Source organism: Sphingomonas aerolata, from assembly GCF_003046295.1.
In the GTDB taxonomy this organism is placed as follows: Bacteria; Pseudomonadota; Alphaproteobacteria; order Sphingomonadales; family Sphingomonadaceae; genus Sphingomonas; species Sphingomonas aerolata.
The window spans coordinates 592,537-609,802 of record NZ_PZZN01000001.1; the positions used below are offsets into that span (position 1 = coordinate 592,537).

21 protein-coding genes are annotated in these 17,266 nt (G+C 67.8%); 3 read left to right on the forward strand and 18 right to left on the reverse strand.

The genetic code is table 11. From position 1 onward, the window contains the following. The first annotated feature begins 55 nt into the window (after nt 1-55). The gene (locus C8J24_RS02840; protein ID WP_277352403.1) at nt 56-1,357 is read left to right on the forward strand and encodes an ABC transporter substrate-binding protein; all 1,302 of its coding nucleotides are present in this window, start codon (nt 56-58) and stop codon (nt 1,355-1,357) included. A 5-nt stretch (nt 1,358-1,362) separates the two neighbouring features. Next, entirely contained in the window at nt 1,363-1,788 is a 426-nt protein-coding gene (locus C8J24_RS02845; protein WP_107930135.1) for a DUF4112 domain-containing protein, read from the forward strand. A 7-nt stretch (nt 1,789-1,795) separates the two neighbouring features. Here the strand turns inward: C8J24_RS02845 and C8J24_RS02850 are convergent, their stop codons facing one another. The 11 genes from C8J24_RS02850 to C8J24_RS02900 form a co-directional block, all read right to left on the reverse strand. Next, a complete protein-coding gene (locus tag C8J24_RS02850; RefSeq protein WP_107931417.1) occupies nt 1,796-2,515 on the reverse strand; it encodes a ribonuclease T2 family protein in 720 nt (239 codons plus the stop codon). Between the two features lie 5 nt (nt 2,516-2,520). After that, nucleotides 2,521-2,943 carry a hypothetical protein gene (locus C8J24_RS02855; RefSeq protein WP_031395952.1) on the reverse strand — a complete coding sequence of 141 codons (423 nt, stop codon included), beginning with the start codon at nt 2,941-2,943 and terminating at the stop codon, nt 2,521-2,523. A gap of 66 nt (nt 2,944-3,009) precedes the next feature. Continuing rightward, nucleotides 3,010-3,855, reverse strand: a complete 846-nt coding sequence (nadC, locus tag C8J24_RS02860; RefSeq protein ID WP_107930137.1) for a carboxylating nicotinate-nucleotide diphosphorylase — start codon at nt 3,853-3,855, stop codon at nt 3,010-3,012. Further along, entirely contained in the window at nt 3,852-4,856 is a 1,005-nt protein-coding gene (gene nadA, locus C8J24_RS02865; RefSeq protein WP_037527429.1) for a quinolinate synthase NadA, read from the reverse strand. The genes nadC and nadA overlap by 4 nt, the downstream gene beginning before the upstream one ends. A 14-nt stretch (nt 4,857-4,870) precedes the next feature. Then, a complete protein-coding gene (locus tag C8J24_RS02870) occupies nt 4,871-5,611 on the reverse strand; it encodes a DUF4230 domain-containing protein (RefSeq protein ID WP_107930139.1) in 741 nt (246 codons plus the stop codon). Then, a complete protein-coding gene (locus C8J24_RS02875) occupies nt 5,596-6,447 on the reverse strand; it encodes an MBL fold metallo-hydrolase (RefSeq protein WP_107931418.1) in 852 nt (283 codons plus the stop codon). Before C8J24_RS02875 ends, C8J24_RS02870 begins: the two co-directional genes overlap by 16 nt. 147 nt (nt 6,448-6,594) lie before the next feature. Further along, complete coding sequence (locus C8J24_RS02880) at nt 6,595-8,217, reverse strand: M56 family metallopeptidase (RefSeq protein WP_107930142.1); 1,623 nt, start codon at nt 8,215-8,217, stop codon at nt 6,595-6,597. Further along, nucleotides 8,214-8,582 (reverse strand): BlaI/MecI/CopY family transcriptional regulator, encoded by a 369-nt coding sequence (locus C8J24_RS02885; RefSeq protein WP_107930144.1) that lies wholly within the window; start codon nt 8,580-8,582, stop codon nt 8,214-8,216. The genes C8J24_RS02880 and C8J24_RS02885 overlap by 4 nt, the downstream gene beginning before the upstream one ends. 351 nt (nt 8,583-8,933) lie before the next feature. Beyond that, a complete protein-coding gene (grxD, locus tag C8J24_RS02890; protein ID WP_031395260.1) occupies nt 8,934-9,260 on the reverse strand; it encodes a Grx4 family monothiol glutaredoxin in 327 nt (108 codons plus the stop codon). A gap of 10 nt (nt 9,261-9,270) precedes the next feature. Continuing rightward, entirely contained in the window at nt 9,271-9,501 is a 231-nt protein-coding gene (locus C8J24_RS02895; RefSeq protein WP_031395261.1) for a BolA family protein, read from the reverse strand. A 4-nt stretch (nt 9,502-9,505) separates the two neighbouring features. Next, entirely contained in the window at nt 9,506-9,829 is a 324-nt protein-coding gene (locus C8J24_RS02900; RefSeq protein WP_031395262.1) for a DUF1476 domain-containing protein, read from the reverse strand. Nucleotides 9,830-9,979: 150 nt separating this feature from the next. Between C8J24_RS02900 and C8J24_RS02905 the strand changes: the two genes are divergently transcribed. Beyond that, the gene (locus tag C8J24_RS02905; RefSeq protein ID WP_107930146.1) at nt 9,980-10,177 is read left to right on the forward strand and encodes a hypothetical protein; all 198 of its coding nucleotides are present in this window, start codon (nt 9,980-9,982) and stop codon (nt 10,175-10,177) included. Between the two features lie 24 nt (nt 10,178-10,201). On the opposite strand, the gene C8J24_RS02910 is transcribed toward C8J24_RS02905, so the two are convergent. The 7 genes from C8J24_RS02910 to C8J24_RS02935 all read right to left on the reverse strand — a co-directional run bounded on the left by C8J24_RS02910 (nt 10,202) and on the right by C8J24_RS02935 (nt 17,171). After that, a complete protein-coding gene (locus C8J24_RS02910; RefSeq protein WP_208620900.1) occupies nt 10,202-11,200 on the reverse strand; it encodes an NADPH:quinone oxidoreductase family protein in 999 nt (332 codons plus the stop codon). Continuing rightward, nucleotides 11,163-11,792 (reverse strand): 3-isopropylmalate dehydratase small subunit, encoded by a 630-nt coding sequence (gene leuD, locus C8J24_RS02915; RefSeq protein ID WP_107930148.1) that lies wholly within the window; start codon nt 11,790-11,792, stop codon nt 11,163-11,165. The genes C8J24_RS02910 and leuD overlap by 38 nt, the downstream gene beginning before the upstream one ends. After that, a complete protein-coding gene (locus tag C8J24_RS17955; RefSeq protein WP_261362615.1) occupies nt 11,789-11,914 on the reverse strand; it encodes a hypothetical protein in 126 nt (41 codons plus the stop codon). Before C8J24_RS17955 ends, leuD begins: the two co-directional genes overlap by 4 nt. Further along, nucleotides 11,911-13,350, reverse strand: coding sequence for a 3-isopropylmalate dehydratase large subunit (gene leuC, locus C8J24_RS02920; protein ID WP_107930150.1), 1,440 nt, complete (start codon nt 13,348-13,350; stop codon nt 11,911-11,913). Before leuC ends, C8J24_RS17955 begins: the two co-directional genes overlap by 4 nt. 126 nt (nt 13,351-13,476) lie before the next feature. Continuing rightward, entirely contained in the window at nt 13,477-14,409 is a 933-nt protein-coding gene (locus C8J24_RS02925) for an NAD(P)/FAD-dependent oxidoreductase (RefSeq protein ID WP_107930152.1), read from the reverse strand. A 98-nt stretch (nt 14,410-14,507) separates the two neighbouring features. Then, a complete protein-coding gene (locus C8J24_RS02930; RefSeq protein WP_107930154.1) occupies nt 14,508-16,820 on the reverse strand; it encodes a glycoside hydrolase family 127 protein in 2,313 nt (770 codons plus the stop codon). A 141-nt stretch (nt 16,821-16,961) separates the two neighbouring features. Beyond that, the gene (locus C8J24_RS02935; RefSeq protein WP_037527415.1) at nt 16,962-17,171 is read right to left on the reverse strand and encodes a hypothetical protein; all 210 of its coding nucleotides are present in this window, start codon (nt 17,169-17,171) and stop codon (nt 16,962-16,964) included. Nucleotides 17,172-17,266 lie beyond the last annotated feature (95 nt).

Here is a 17,266-nt window from a genome sequence, read left to right on the forward strand (position 1 = left end):
GCCCGCTGCCGCGGATGCCCGCCGGGGCCCGATCGACCTCCCCTCGCGCCTGCTGATTGATTCGACGGCGCAGGGGCTGGTCCGGTTCGATGCCGCCGGCCAGATCGAGCCCGGCTTGGCCGAACGCTGGATCGTCATCGATGATGGCATGAGCTATATTTTCCGCCTGCGCGAAGCCACGTGGAGCGACGGTGGCCGCATCACCGCGGACCAGATCGTCGCGATGCTCAAACGCCAGATCGTGCCGGCATCGCGCAATCCGCTCGCCCCCTTTCTCAGCGCGGTCGACGAAATCGTCGTGATGACGCCGCAGGTGATCGAGGTCCGGTTGTCTCGGCCGCGTCCCGACCTGCTCAAGTTGTTCGCTCAGCCCGAACTCGCGCTGCTGCGTCTGCGCCCGCCCGGCGGCAGCGGCCCGTTCCGCATTGCCCAGCCCGGCGCCGCGCCGTTGCTGCGCCCGGTTTATGATCTCAACCGCGCCGACCCCGAAGACCAGCTCGAGATGCAGCCCGAACGTGACGTCCGCCTGATCGGCGAGCGCGCCGCGCGGGCGATCGCGCGGTTTGCGCATCGCGACTCGGACCTGGTCAGCGGCGGCAGCTTCGCCGACTGGCCGCTGCTCGCGACGGCCGATATCGCCCCCGCCGCGATCCGGGTCGACCCCGCAGTCGGGTTGTTCGGGCTCGCGATCGTTTCGCGGACGGGCTTCCTTGCCGAGGCGGCGAACCGCGCCGCGATCTCACAGGCGATCGATCGCAGCGCGCTGACCGCCGCGATCGCCCCCAATTGGGAGGCTGCGGACCGCATCCTCGCCGAACCCCTCGACTCCGCCGGGCTCCCGCAGGTGCCGTCATGGACGCTGCTGAACCAGGACGAGCGCCGGGCAGGTGCCCGGTTACGGGTCGCGACGTGGCGCGAGCAGGCGCAGAGCGGGCCGATCGCGATGCGGATCGCGCTGCCCGCCGGATCCGGCGCTACGATCCTCTACGCGCATGTTGCCGCCGCCCTGCTCCGGATCGGCATCCTGCCCGAGCGCGTCGCGATCGATGCGCCCGCCGACCTGCGGCTGATCGACCTGGTAGCGCCCTATGACAGCGCGCGCTGGTATCTGGCGAACGCCTGCATCGTCTGCAGCGCCCAAGCGCAGGCGGCACTCGACGCCGCGCGGGCGGCACCGACGCTCGCCGAACGCAGCCAGCGGATTGCGGCGGCCGATGCCGCGCTGAACGAGGACGTGCCCTTCATTCCGCTCGCACGGCCGCTGCGCTGGTCGCTGGTCGCGACGCGGCTGCAACAATGGCAGCCGAACAGCCGCGCGTGGCACCCGTTGAACAGGCTTCGTCCCGACACCAAGTGAGTCGCATGACGAACAATGCCACTCGCATCGATCCCGCCACGCTGGCCAGCAGCTTCGCGATCGGTCAGGACCCGGCCTCGGTCCGCGCCCGGGTCGAGGCGCTGGAGCGCATTCTCGAACGCGCGTTCATGGTCCCCGGGATCAACCGCCCGATCGGGCTCGATGCGATCGTCGGGCTGATCCCCGTCATCGGTGACCTGATCGGTGCGCTGATGGGGAGCTGGCTCGTCTGGGAGGCGCGCAACCTCGGCATGTCGAAGTTCCAGCTCGCCCGGATGATGGGCAATGTCGGGTTCGACGCAGCGCTCGGGCTGGTGCCGTTCGTCGGCGACGCCGCGGATTTCATGTTCCGATCGAACACGCGCAACCTGCGGATCATCAAGCGTCACCTCGACAAGCACCACCCCTCGACCGTCACGCTAGCGGGCTGAGTGCGGGTCAGGTCTCGCCGCGCCAGATCCTGATCGGCGTGCCCTGCGTAACCCCGCCTGCGTGCGCGGGGCAGCGCTTGTAACGGAAGGCGGTGTCGAGACAGATCCATAGCTCGTCGAGCCAGCCCTGCTTGGTCGTCGTAACCCGCATCATTGCCGCGTTAAGACCGGGATTGGCCTTGGCCATTGCCGTGGCGAACTGCCCGGCGGTCAGCGGGCTTCGCGACAGGGTGTCCATGTCGGGATAGCGCAGCTTGGCGTAGAGGCTGCTCGACTGGCGGAAATAGCGTGCGGGCTGATAGCCCGGCATGCAGGTCCCGTGCTTGGCCCATTCATGCTGGATCAGCTGCGCCGACGGTGTCGTGCAGAGCTGGCCCTTGATCACTGCCTGCGGGACGATCGCGGTTGCGCGACAATATTGCGGCCAGGTCTTGCCTGCGCCGTCGGGCCACAGGCCGTGGAGCGTGAAGCCGAACCGGTTGCCCGCCCCGCACTGGAACCGCGCGCTCGGCTGGTCGCCTTTCTCGCGGCAATATTGCGGGGCCCAGGTGATCGCGAGCGTATAGCTCGCGATCGGCAGGATCCGCGCGGGTTCGCGCGCAGACGGCAGGTCGGGGCGGACGCGGTCGGTGCCGCCCATGGGCGCCGAACAGCTATAGGCCTGCGCCGCGGCGATACCCGGCGCGGACAGCCCCGCGACGATCATCATGCCGGCGAGTCGGTTCATCCGCGTCATGCCTCGATCTCCTCCTCGGCATCGTCGTCGATGCCGCGGTCCGCAACCTCGTCAAACCAGGCGCGCGCGCGGGGTCGGAACAGCAGGACGATCGGCAGGATCGTCAGCACGAGCTGCGCGATCGTCAGCATCCCGATCAGCCCCGTCGCGAGCACCCCCGTCGCGACCTGCAGCATCACCCCAGCGGCGCCGAGCACCGTCAGCGCGACGAGCAGCCACAGGGCAACCCGGCTGCCCCTGCGCGTCGTCAGGATCAGCAGCAGCAGCGACAGTCCGACGCCAAACGCCGTCACCCCTGCCGCCAGTGCGAAGCCGCCCTGCGCAACCGCGGCATCCCAGGTCAGCACGCTGACCGCGATCAGCAGACCGATCGAGGCGAGATACAGCCATTCGGCCAATACAACGGATTTGGGACGCATCTTCACCCTGTTCACTTCGCGATCATGTCGTGGCGGCACGATACCGCGTCTCTGCCCGCGCGCCAGTTAAAGCGTCGCGAAATCGAGCCCGATATCGGCGGCGGGCGCGGACTGGGTCAGCCGTCCGACCGAGACATAGGTGACCCCGCTCTCGGCGATCGCCCGGATCGTGTCGAGCGACACGCCGCCCGATGCTTCGGTTGGCACGCGGCCATCGACCAGCGCGACCGCGCCGCGGAGAATCTCGGGCGGCATGTTGTCGAGCAGCAGGTGCGTCGCCCCCGCCGCGAGCGCGGGCTCGATCTGATCGACATGGTCGACCTCGACGATGATCTGCGCGATGCCCGCATCCCTCGCCCGGCGCACCGCCTCGCCGACGTCGCCGGCGACCGCGACGTGATTGTCCTTGATCATCGCCGCATCCCACAGCCCCATGCGGTGGTTCTGCGCACCGCCCATGCGGGTCGCGTATTTTTCGAGCACGCGCAGCCCGGGGATCGTCTTGCGCGTGTCGAGCAGGATGGCGCCGGTGCTCTGCATCCGGTCGACATAGGCCCGCGTCATCGTCGCCACACCCGAGAGGTGCTGGACCGTGTTCAGCGCGGATCGCTCGGCGGTCAGCATCGCACGCGCACGGCCTTCGATCCGCATCAGCTCGGTACCCGCGGCGACCGCCCGACCGTCCTCCACGAGATGCTCGATCCGGACCTCGGGATCGAGCGCGCGGAAGAACGCATCGGCGAGGGCAAGACCGGCGACGGTGATCGCGTCGCGGCTGTCCATCACCCCGGCAAAGCGCGCCTCGGCGGGGATCACCGCCGCAGAGGTGATGTCGCCGATCGTGCCCAGATCCTCGGCCAGCGTCGCAGCGACGAACCTATCGATGTCGAAGCCCGCCAGCGCTGCGCTCACGAACGCGTCCCGCTGGTCTGCGCCGGGCCGAGATCGCCCATCCCGACCGTGCCCGAGGCCATCGCCAGCATCGCATCGAGGCTCTTCTTCGCCTGGAGCCGCAGCCCCTCCTCGATCTCGATCCGCGGCGACAGATCGCGCAGCGCAACGTACAGCTTCTCCATCGTGTTGAGCGCCATGTACGGGCAGATATTGCAGTTGCAGTTACCGTCCGCGCCCGGCGCGCCGATGAAGCGCTTGTTCGGCAACGCCTTTTCCATCTGGTGGATGATGTGCGGCTCGGTCGCGACGATCAGCGTGTCGCCGGGCATCGCGATCGCATAGTCGAGGATGCCGCGCGTCGACCCGATATAATCGGCATGGTCGAGGATGATCGGCGGGCATTCGGGATGCGCGACGATCGGCGCGCCCGGATTGGCGGCCTTGAGCTTGAGCAGCTCGCTCTCGCTGAACGCCTCGTGGACGATGCACACGCCCGGCCACAACAGCATTTCGCGTCCGGTCTTGCGGACCAGATAGCCGCCGAGATTGCGGTCCGGGCCGAAGATGATCTTCTGGTCGGCGGGCAGCTGCGACAGGATCTTCTCCGCCGACGACGAGGTCACGATGATGTCGGACAGCGCCTTCACCTCGGTCGAGCAGTTGATGTACGTCAGCGCGATGTGATCGGGATGCTTCGCGCGAAACGCGGCGAACTGTTCGGGGGGACAGCTGTCCTCGAGGCTGCAGCCGGCATCCATGTCGGGCAGGACGACGATCTTGTCGGGCGACAGGATCTTGGCGGTCTCCGCCATGAACCGCACGCCGCAGAACGCGATGACATCCGCCTCGGTCGCCGCCGCCTTGCGCGACAGGTCGAGGCTGTCGCCGACGAAATCGGCAATGTCCTGCAATTCGGGCTTCTGGTAATAATGCGCGAGGATGATCGCGTTCTTCTCCTTGCGGAGCCGCTCGATCTCGCCGCGAATGTCGATGCCCGCAAAATTCTGGTGGAGTTCCATTGTCGTATCCCGGTTTAGTTGCGGTTCCCTAGCACGTCCTGCAGCGAACGCGACGTATCCCATCGCTCGGCTGACGCCCGCGCTTCGTCGGCGAAGCGCACGCTGACGGTCGCATCCACCCCTGCGGCGCGCAGCGGCATCGCAAAGCTCCGCTCGACCGCACGCCGCGTCGCGTCGCGCGCCAGCCGGATCATTGCGGGCTCGCGCGCCTGGCGGACCAGCTCGATCTGGCCCGCGCGCCGGTTGGCGGTGTCGAGCCGCTTCTCCGCATCGGTCAGCGTCGCCAGCACGCCGCCCGAACCATATTCGCGCAGCGCATTGAGGTCGATCTGCGGCCCCTCCACCTCGACCGGCGGCAATCGCACCGCGAGCGTCCGCGTCGCGGCATCCCAGGCGACGTCGCGCTGCGACAGCTTGCCGAGATCGACCTCGTAGCGGACCATTCCCGGCATGATCAGCGTCTTCTCGGTGGTGAAGCCCAGTTGCGACTGGCGCGACGTCACCACCGCGACGAACCGCGCGGCAAAGGTCGACAGCCGATTCTGCTCGCGCAGCCCCTCCAGGCTGGCGCTCGCGATCGTCGTCGGGTCGGGCGCCAGGCGGCTCTGCACGTACCGCTGCACGCCCCACAGCGCGATCAGCGCGGCCAGCGCGAGCAGCACCAGCACCCCCGCCGCCTTGGCCAGGAACGACCCGACCCCGCCACGCCGCGCAGTGGCCGTGCCGCGGCTGTCCTCGTTCACGCCATCCGCCATGCACCATCCCCTTCCGTCTCGCCGACCAGCCCGCGACCGCGCAGATCGTACAGATGCGCCAGCACCGATCCCTCGGCGCCCGGCACCAGCCGCGGATCGAGCCCGACATACATGCGCTCGACCAGCGCCGCGACACCCCGCGGCGCCTCGCGCAGCAGACGGAGGATCTGCCCCTCGCGCTGCTTGCGGTGGCCGAGCATCCCGCGCACCAGCCGCTGCGGCCGCTCGATCGCCTCGCCATGCCCCGGATAATAGACCCGGTCGTCGCGACCCAGCAGCCGCTCGAGGCTCGCCATATAGTCGGTCATGTCGCCATCGGGCGGCACGACCACGCTGGTCGACCAGCCCATGACGTGATCGCCCGAGAACAGCGCCCCGCTCTCGCGCAGGGCGAAGGCAAGATGGTTCGACGTATGCCCCGGCGTCGCGATCGCCTCGAGCGTCCAGCCCGCCGCGCCGACCGTCTCACCGTCCGCCAGCACGCGATCGGGTGCATAGAGCGCGTCGAACGAACTATTGGCCGCGACACCGGGCGCGAACGCGGCGGCGCCGACGATCGGCGCGCCGGTCGCGGCCTGCAACGGGCGCGTCGCCGGACTATGGTCGCGGTGATGATGCGTGACGACGATCGCGGCGACGGGGCGGCCATCGATCACGCGCAGCAAGGCATCGAGATGCGCGGGATCGTCGGGCCCGGGATCGATCACCGCCAGCGCGGTCGTTCCGACGATATACGTCTGCGTGCCAGTGAAGGTATAGGGCGACGCGTTCGGCGCGAGCACGCGGACGACGAGCGGCTCGAGCTGGATCGGGATGCCGGTCGGATGCTCAGCCATGCCCCCGAAATGGCGGCTGGCGGCGCGCATGGCAAGACCCGAACCCGAGACCCCGCCGCCCGACCCTGTGATACCACCCCGATCCCGTCATCAGGACGAAAGTCAGGATCCAGGGCCGCAGGCACCCCACCTACCCCAGAATGCAGCTCAATCCCGCTTGGCCATGTCGGCCTGAACCTCGGCCAGACCCTCGTCGATACCCGCAAGCGCCTCGCGGCGTTGCGCAGCGGTCATGTCGGCGTTCTTCTCGATCGACGCCCGCGCGATCTTCAGACTGGCGAGTGCGGAGGCATAGGCGCTCGCCTCGATCTCGCGGCTGTTGATCGCGGCGGTGGCGGCGTCGGCGGCGGCCTGTTCGATGCGATTGGTGCAGATGACCATCTTGCGCACGCCGCCTTCGGTCCGGTCGATCACATAGTGCTTGCCCGGCCCGTCCTTGCCATCGACGCAGGTGCGTTCGGTCACCTCGGGTACCATCCCCGACGCGACGATCGTGCTGCCCGGCTTCGCACGGATGACCCGCGTGCTGACGGTCTTGCCGTCGCGCGTGACGATCGTCGTGACCTGACGCGCGTCGGCGGGGCGTGCGGTAAGCGGCGCAGCGGGCGCTACGGGTGCGACCGGGGTCAAGACTGGCATGGATGGCAGAGGTGGCAGAGGTGGCAGGGGCGCCGCCGGGGCGACCGGCGCCACGCGTTCCTCGACACCGGCACGGATCGCCGTGGCGGCCTTGGTGCCCGAAGCGGTCAGTGCCAGCCCCGTCGCGACCAGCAGGCCGACCGAGGCCGCCCCCGTCGCGATCCGGCCGCGTGAAATCCGAGAAGTCGTCAACATGCGCAATCTCCCTTTCAGATCGGTGATGGTGTGGAGGTGACACGCGGCCGACACCGCGCCGCCATGCGCCGCCTTGACGATCGCGCAGGCATAGATGTGGCGGTCGACCGCGGACCGGCCCGCGAGCACGCGTGCGTCGTTGGCAAGCTCCTGGTCCGCGCGGAACCGGCGAAACGCATGCCAGGCGACCGGGTTGAACCAGTGAAGCGCGAGCACGACCAGTGCCACCCAGTTGGCGAACAGGTCGCCACGCTGGTGATGGCCAATCTCGTGCGCGAGCGCCAATTCGCACTCGTCCGCGTCATAGCGATCCGCGAAATCCCGTGGAAACGCGACGTAGCGGCGGACGAGACCGAAGGCGAGCGGACCGGGCGCCGCCGCGGTGGCGATCACGCGCACCCCGTCGCGGTCGTCGAGCCGGTCCGCGCTGTCGAGCATCCGCCGGCAGAACCGTCGATGCTGGAGCAGCTGCCAGATGAGCAGCCCGAGCGCCCCGACAGCCCATGCGGCACCGAGCGCGCTGCCGAGCCCGCCTTCGAACAGTCCCGCAAGGACCGCGCCGAACGGCGGTTCCATCACATCGGGTGCCGCCGCAGCCGTCATTGTCCCCGTCGTGGCGACCGTTGCAGCGGGTGCGATCATATAGACGCTGATCGTCTCGCCAGCGCGCGTAATGGGCGTCGCCGCCGCGTGCCACGTCTCTGGCATCGACGGCAGCACGAGCCGCAACACGGGCAGCGCCCAGAGCGCATAGGCGACCTGCGCCCCGAAGGCGCGGCGCACCGGCGCGCGGACCAGCAGCACGACGAGCATCAGCAGCGTCGATGCAATCAGCGCGTCGCTCGCCCATCCCGCGAGCGCGGCCGTATCGATCGATTGGAGGGCGGCGGCAGGGCCGTCTCCGATCCCCCCGGAAAGGATGGGCCCCGCGCTCATGCCTTGAGATCCTTCAGCAACGCCTCGATCTCGGCAATGTCCTGCGCGGTCAGTTCGTCGCGTTCGGCAAGATGCGCGACCAGCGGCGTCAGCCTGCCGCCGAACAGCCGGTTCATCAGCCGCCGCGATTCGCCTGCCACATAATCGCCACGCGCGACGGTGGGACGATAAAGATAGCGCCGGCCATCCTCCTCATGCGTGATCGCCGATTTCGCGATCAGCCGCCCGAGCAGGGTCTTGACCGTGTTGGCACTCCAGCCGCGCGCCGGGTCGACGCGTTCGGCGACATCCTGCGCGCTCAGCGGGGATTCGTCCCACAGCACCTCCATGACGCTGTGCTCGGCATCACTGATCCGTTCGACCACGACTCACTCCTTACTGACTACGCTTGTAATCAGCTCGTTTACGGTCGTAGTCAATGTCAGTTTCTTACGGTCGCGCGATCGACGCCGATGACCGTCTGTGTCGGGCTTCTTTACGATCAGCGGCCGGCGCTGCGGCCGATTAACCACCGAGACCGGGGAAAGTCCGCAACTCGGACGAACTGGCACATCGTCTGCACCGTCTGATGCGTTACCGAGCGTTCAGCGCTTATGCAGGGTGGACGGGTCGCTGTCATTCAGGTCTCGCACCGGTCCACCCTCACCCGGCACCCTGCAAGCCCCGACCGCACGGCGGCCAGATACCCCCGCGCGATCCAGAGCCTCGTCAAATACTCAGCCTGCCGCCTTCTGCGCGTCCAGGACCTGCTTCAGTTCGCCGCTCTCGTACATCTCCATCATGATGTCCGATCCGCCGAGGAATTCGCCATCGACATAGAGCTGCGGGATCGTCGGCCAGTCCGAATAGGCCTTGATGCCCTGCCGGATGCCCTGGTCCTGCAGCACGTCGACGCTCTCGAACTCGACCTCGAGATGGTTGAGGATCGCGATCGCGCGGCTCGAAAACCCGCATTGCGGGAACAGCGGGCTGCCCTTCATGAAGAGTACCACGGGGTTGGCCTTCACCAGCGCGTCGATGCGCGCGTGCGTGTCGTCAGTCATGTCGTCGTCCTTATGCAATCACGGTGGTCAGTTGCAGCGCATGAAGGACGCCGCCCATGCGGCCCCCCAGCGCGTCGTAAACGCTCTTGTGCTGCTTCACCCGGCTCAGCCCGGCAAAACTCGCGCTGGTCACGCGCGCAGCATAATGATCGCCGTCCCCGGCCAGATCGGTGATCTCGACCTCGGCATCGGGAATGGCGTCGCGAATCATCGTGCGGATATCGTCGGCGGTCATCGGCATTGGATTACTGGGCCTCCATCAATTGGCGACGCGCCTCGATCATCTGCGTCGCCAGCGCACGGCGCACCGTCGCCTCGTCATGGTCGAGACCCGCGGCAGTCATGTCGCCGACCAGCTTGCGTACGACATCGTCGTCGCCCCCGCCTTCGAGATCGGCGTGAACCAAGGCCGTCGCATAGGCGTCGCCCTCCTCGCGGGTCAGCCGCATCTCGGCCGCGGCCCATTGCCCCAGCAACCGATTGCGCCGCGCCGTGACACGGAATGCGAGTTCATCGTCGCGGGCAAATTTTGCCTCGAAAGATCGCTCGCGATCGTCAAAAGTCGTCATGGCGCACGTGTTCCCTCCGGCGTGTCGAGCTTAGCAGATAGGTAGCGGTCCGCGGCTCCGCAATAATTTGGTGCGGCTCTGGAACAATGCCGGCACATCCATCATCTATAAGACAGTCACGTGACACAGGGCACGGGCATGGAGAGTAGAATGACTGGCCACCATCCAAGGAGCATTTCGCCGCCGTCCGACACCGCCGTATCGCGGCACCCCGCAACGCCGCCGATCGGTGCCGGTGGTCATGGTCGCGGTAGCTTCCCTTCGATCGCGCATGGCATGGCGCTCGGTGCGGCCGCATCCGCGATCCTGTGGATGGCGATCGTCATGACGATCTCGCGCCTGCTCTGAACCGGCACGGCGCGAGAGACCTCATCAGCCGAGTTCGACGACCAGCTTCCCGATCGCGGCGCGTGCGGCCATCTTCGCGATCGCCTTGCCACCGTCCTCCAGCGCGAACCGCTCGGTCACCCGCGGCGCGATCTTGCCGTCGCGCCACAGCTCGAACAGCGTTTCGATATGCGCCTGGTTGGCCTTCGGGTCACGGGCAGCGAACGCACCCCAGAATACACCGCACACGTCGCAGCTCTTGAGCAACGTCAGGTTGAGCGGCAGCCGCGGGATACCGGCGGGGAAACCGACCACCAGATACCGCCCTTCCCAGGCGATCGAGCGCAGCGCCGGCTCGGCATAGTCCCCGCCGACCGGATCGTAGATCACGTCGGCACCCGCCTTGCCGACCGCAGCCTTGAACTGCTCGGCCAGCGCCTTGGACTGGTTTTTGTCGAACGGGGCGCGGGCATAGACGATTGTCGCGTCGGCACCCGCCGCACGCGCGGCGGCGGCCTTCTCCTCGGAGGAGACCGCGGCAACGACCCGCGCACCGAACGCCTTGCCAAGCTCGATCGCCGCAAGCCCGACACCGCCCGCCGCGCCCAGCACGAGCAACGTCTGCCCCGCTTTCAGATGCCCGCGGTCGAGCAAGGCATGGATCGTCGTGCCATAGGTGAGGATCAACGAAGCGCCCTCGGCAAAGTCGCGCCCCTCGGGCAGGCGGTAGAGCTTGGCCGGGTCGGCAACGACCTTTTCGGACAGTCCGCCATGACCGAGCATCGCGATCGCCCGGTCGCCGACCGCCCAGCCCTCGACCCCGTCACCGACCTCGGCGACGATACCCGCGATTTCGCCGCCTGGTGCAAAGGGGCGTTCGGGCTTGAACTGATATTTGTCCTCGATGATCAGCACGTCGGGAAAGTTGATCGCGCAGGCCTGGACGGCGATCACGACCTGCCCCGGCGCGGCGACCGGATCGGGCAGATCGGACAATATCAGAGTTTCAGGTCCGCCCGACGCCTTCGACAGCAATGCCCGCATAACCGCTTTCCCTCTCCAGAAAGGGGCGATGTTCAGCCACCGCCTCCTCGAATTTCGAAATCGCGGTATCTCTTGCCAGTGTCAGCCCAACCTCGTCCAGCCCCTCGATCAGGCATTGCCGGCGAAACGCGTCGAGTTCGAAGACGAAGCGGTCCTGGAACGGCGTGGTAACGGTCATCGATTCGAGGTCGATCGTCACGCTGTCGGTCCGCGCCACCTCGATCAGCCGGTCGATCGCATCCTGCGGCAGGACGACGGCGATGATGCCGTTCTTGAACGCGTTACCAGAGAAGATGTCCGAGAAGCTCGGCGCGATCACCGCAGCGATGCCCATGTCGGCGAGCGCCCAGGCGGCATGCTCGCGGCTCGACCCGCAGCCGAAATTGTCGCCCGCGATCAGGATCGGCGCGCCGGCATAGCGCGGATCGTCAAACACATTGTCCGGCTGCGCACGGACCGTCTCGAACGCGCCGCGCCCCAGCCCCGTCCGCGTGATCGTCTTCAGCCAGTGCGCTGGGATGATCACGTCGGTATCGACGTTCTTCGCCCCCCAGGGATAGGCGCGCCCCGAAACCGTCGAAACCGGATTCATCGCGGGCCGGTCTCGGCCGGGGCAACGCGTCCGGTGCCCGGCAGCGTCCGCGCCGCCGCCATATAGGCTGCAACGCCACTCATCACGGCACCGGCCATCAACAGCATCATCACACGCTTCATAACTCTTGTCCCATCAGGTCGCGCACGTCGCTCAGCCGGCCCGTGACCGCGGCCGCGGCCGCCATCGCGGGCGAGACGAGATGCGTGCGCGCACCCGGCCCCTGCCGCCCGACGAAATTGCGGTTGCTCGTCGAGGCGCAACGCTCGCCCGGCGGCACCTTGTCGGGATTCATCGCCAGGCACATCGAGCAGCCTGGCTCGCGCCATTCGAAGCCTGCGCCGGTGAAGATCCGATCGAGCCCCTCGGCCTCAGCCTGACGCTTCACAAGGCCGGATCCGGGGACCACCAGCGCGCGGACACCATCGGCGACCCGTCGGCCGTTCGCGATCGCCGCGGCGGCGCGCAGATCCTCGATCCGGCTGTTCGTGCAGCTGCCGATAAAGACATGCTGGATCGCGACGTCCTGCATCGCGGTACCCGGCGTCAGCCCCATATAGTCGAGCGACTTGCGCGCCGCCGCCTGCTTGGCGGGGTCGGCAAAGCTCATCGGGTCGGGGACATGACCGGTGATCGGCACGACGTCCTCGGGACTGGTGCCCCAGGTCAGGCCCGGCGCGATATCGCTCGCCTGCAACACGACCGTCTTGTCATAGGTCGCCGCCGCATCGCTCGGCAGCGTCCGCCACCAGGCCAGCGCGCGCTCCCACGCCTCGCCACTCGGCGCCATCGGCCGGCCCTTGATATAGGCGAAGGTCGTCTCGTCCGGCGCGACGAGGCCGGCCCGCGCACCCGCCTCGATCGACATGTTGGCGACAGTCAGCCGCCCCTCGATCGACATCGCGCGGATCACGTCGCCGGTATATTCGATCACATGACCGGTCCCGCCCGCAGCACCGAGCCGCCCGACGATCGCGAGGATCACGTCCTTGGGGCTGACGCCGAAGCCCAGCGTGCCGTCGACGCGGACCTCCATCGTCTTCGACTGGCTCAGCAACAAAGTCTGCGTAGCGAGAACATGCTCGACCTCGCTGGTGCCGATCCCGAAGGCGAGCGCGCCGAGCGCACCATGCGCCGAGGTGTGGCTGTCGCCGCATACCAGCGTCGAGCCGGGCAGCGTGAAGCCGAGCTCGGGCCCCACCACATGCACGATCCCCTGCTGCACCGCGGTCGCGTCAATATAGTCGATCCCGAACTCGGTCGTGTTGCGACGCAGCGCGTCGAGCTGCTGCGCGCTTTCGGGATCGGCGATCGGCAGCGGCACACCCGCGGCGTCGACGCGTGCGGTCGTCGGCAGATTATGGTCGGGCACCGCCAGCGTCAGATCGGGCCGCCGCACCCGCCGTCCGGCGACGCGCAGGCCTTCGAATGCCTGTGGGCTGGTCACCTCGTGAACGAGGTGGCGATCGATATAGATCAAGCAGGTGCCATCGTCGCGCCGTTCGACGACGTGCGATGCCCAGATCTTTTCGTAGAGGGTCTGCGGACGGGTGGCCATGCGGCCCCGTTAACCGATAATGCCTGCCACGCAAAGGTTCGCGGCAATTTTCATGCGCCGGACCATGGCCCTATCGCGTCGATGCGTGGTCCGCGTGACGACCGGGCGCGGCGCCGGGATCCGTCGTTACGCGTCTGCCAGCATCTGCTCGGCAAGGCGTCGGCCAGATAACCAGCCGCTCTCGATCCGCGGCGCCAGCAGCCAGTCGCCCGCCGCCCCGATCCGTTCGCCCGCATTCCACAGACAGCCGGACTCACCTGCCGCGGCGCGCGCATAGCGCCAGCGATGCCCGACACGGACGATCGGCGCGGGCAGCGCGTCGGCACACTGCGCAGCGAGCGCCGCCTGTAGCTGGTCGACCACAGTCTCCGCCGCGTCTTCCAGATGATCGCGAGACCAGTCTGGCGTCGCCTGGACGACCCACGCCTCCGGACCATCGCGTCCCGGTTTCGCGCTGTTGCGCGCGGCCCAGCCGATGATGCCGCGATCCTTCAGCACGTCGTCAAAAATAGCGAGCGGCGTCTCGAACGCGAACATCGCCGTCCAGCACGGCGCCGACCGGCTGTCCGCTGCGACGCGCGCCATCGCCGCGTCATGCGGTGCGAGCAGCCCCGCCGCCTGTTCCGCAGGGATCGCGACGACGACGCTGTCGAACAGCGCCGCGTCGCCCGGATCGAGCTGCCACCCCGTCGCCGTCTTACGGAGCGCGGTAACGTGGGTGTTCCAGCGGACGTCCGTCTGCGCCGCAAGATGCCCGACGATCGCGCTCATCCCCGGCGTCCCGACCCAGGCATCGGGCCCCGCCGCGGGCCAGCGCGCGACGACGCCCGCCGCCGCCCAGCCCTGCATCGCCGCCACGAAATCCGGGTCGCGCATCGTCAGATATTGCGCACCATGGTCGAACGCGATCGTGCCGCCGGGCGTCTCGACCCGCCGCGTCGCCATCCGACCACCCGCCCCGCGTCCCTTGTCGAACAGCGTCACCGTATATCCGGCCTGCTGGAGGCGCAGGGCACAGCTGAGGCCGGCAATTCCTGCACCAATGATCGCAACCTTCATGACGTCTCCGATCGACGATCCGCGGGACGGCGCGATACCGCTCCCGGGCCTAACCGACCAGCCTGAAATCCCCCGGGGCCTATCGACCGGCGTATCGGTCAGATCGTCTCGGATCGCATCGTCCGCACCGTATAGACCTCGACCCCCTGCCATGTGTCGGAGTCGAAGCGGACGCGGATTTTCGATTTGCCGCGCGTGGTTTCGGGCGGCAGCGTATAGGTCCGGATGTTGCGGGCGGCGGTGACGTCACCCGTGAGCTGCTCGCGCGCCAACGGCGTGCCGTCGACCGAGATCCGAAAATCCTTGTTGCGCTGCCCGCCGCCATATTCGACCTGCAGCGTCAGCGGCCCCGGCGCGACCGCCAGGTCGAATTCGAAATATCCGATGTTCACGTTGCGGCTGCGGTCGGCGACATGCGACACCGCCGCCGAGTTGCCGCTGTCGGCGAACGCGTGGTCGACCTCGGGTTGCTGCTCGCCCAGCCGGATCACATCGACCGTCCGCGCAGCCAGTGCCGCCCGCTCCTGCGACGCACGCGCCCAGGCGAGCTGCGCAGTCGGCCACTCGGCGGTACCGAACCGGCGGAAATAGACCGCGGTGCGGTTGTCATGCTGCGCAAAAAACGGTCGCAGCGTCAGGTCGCCCGGCTTGCCCTGCCCGCCCAGTCGATACCGGTGCAACCCGCCTGCCGCCGCCAGCACGGGTTCCGCCCGGTCGGTGACGAGCGCGGGGTCCGGCCCTTCGGACCGACCGTCCCCCGCGCCCATATCGGCCGCCAGGACCAGCGGGCCGCTGAGGAACGCGACCAGCCTTGGATCGTCGGGCATCGCTTCGACGCGCACCGGCATGGGCAGCGACAAGGCGATCTGGTCGCCCGCCTTGAGCCCGGTCAGCAGCAGATACGCGCCGTCGCGCACGCCGGCCGTTCTGCCGTTCACCTGCAACAGCGGGGCGGTGCACCAGCCGGGCACGCGGAGCGCCAGCGTCCGTGGCGCCGTCCTGACCGCGATCCGCACCGTATCGCCGAGCGGGAATTGCGTATCGATGTCGAGCTTCGCCTCGGGGGCATCCAGCGTGGAGGCATAATAGAGGTTGATCGCAACCGCATCGCCGCGCTTCCAGTAAATGCTCTCGCCGTGCTTCGAATGGCTTTCCATGCCCGACCCGACACAGCACCAGAAATCCTCGGTCGGGCTCGAATGCACGCGCCCCATGCCCGGCGCCAGCGCGGTGAAATAAGTGAACATCCCCGTATCGGGGTGCTGCTGGCTCATGATGTGGTTGAGATGCGCGCGTTCGTAAAAGTCGAAATAGCGCGCATCACCGGTCCAGCCATAGAGATGCCGGGTCAGGCGCAGCATGTTGTAGCTGTTGCACGCCTCGCACGTCTGCTGGTCGAGCCGCTGGGCAAGCTTGCGCGGCTCGCCGAAATGCTCATGGTCCGAATTGCCGCCGATGACATAGCTGTGGTCGCGCGTCACGATCGTCCAGAATGACCGCGCGACCCTGGCATGATCGGTATCGCCGGTCAGCTCATGCAGCCGCGCCTCCCCCACGATCTTCGGGATCTGGGTGTTGGCATGATGCCCCGCGAGGTCGTCGCGCGCGTCCCTGAGCGGGTCGACGATCGCGTGATGCCGCAGTCGTTCGGCAAGCGTCAGCCAGCGGCGATTGCCGGTCCGCGTGTACAGCTCGGCATAGGATTCGGTCAGCCCGCCATGCTCGGTCCGCAGGATGTCCTGCACCTGGACGTCGCTCAGTCCTTCCAGGATCGTGCCGAGATAGGTCCCGAGCCCGATCGCCACGGCCAGACCCTCTGCAAGCCCGGCATGCCGGTGCGCGTCGAGCACGCCCGCCATCACCTTGTGATAAGTGTACAGCGGCACCCACCCTTCGTTCAGGCTGAACCCGGTCGACCGGATCTCCCGCTTGCGCAGTTCTTCGTACACGACCTTGCCATCGACGGTCTTGCCGTCGCGCTCGACGGTCGTCCCGCCGGCATAGCCATCCCCCTGCTTCCGCTGGATCGCCTTGAGTTCGGCGACGATATAGGCCGCGCGGTCACGGAATTGCTGGTCCCCCGTCTGCGCATAGATCAGGGACAGCGCGCTGAGATAATGGCCGAGCGAATGCCCGGCGATCCCGCGCGACTCCCATCCGCCATAGACTTCGCCCTTGGTCGGCAACCCTGCCCCGGCATGGAAATTGTGCAGCAGACGGTTCGCATCGAGTGACAGCAGATAGCGCTGGTTCGCCTGCACCGACGTCAGGAAGATCGACGGCCGCAACCGCACCTGCGACAGCGGAAAGGGGGTCGCCGCCGAGGGTGCACCCGCCGCCGGCAAGGCGAATGGCGGCACCGCCCCCAGCGCAATCCCTGCGCCTAGCGCACCGCGACGCGTCCAACCCATGTCACTCTCCCAACCACGTCTTTAGACACAGGCTATCGGCTTCACTTGTCGGAGTAAATCCCGGGACTGACATCTGCTGACGGTGTGATCGTGATCGTCAGTGCGTCGTGATCCAGACCCGGCCGCACCTCTATGCGCGTCTCAGTCGCGCGGCGCGCGAGCGATCACCGCCTGAGCGGCCCGGAGGCGGGCCTTCCAGATCTTCACCGACGGATGCCCGGCCGCGAGGCCGGCGAGCCGCCCCTCGATCTGGACGGCCTCGTGCTTGGCTGCGTCGAGCTCGGCGGCTGTCGGCGCAGGCTGGATATTGGCGCGCGCGTGTGCGCCGGTGCGTCCCTTGCTCTTGGTCATGGCCAACGCGATGGCCCCGGATGCCGCGCCGCGTCAATGCGGAACGGTAGCGACACGGCCCGCTGTGGCGCGCGCAACACCCGAGCAAGGTCGCG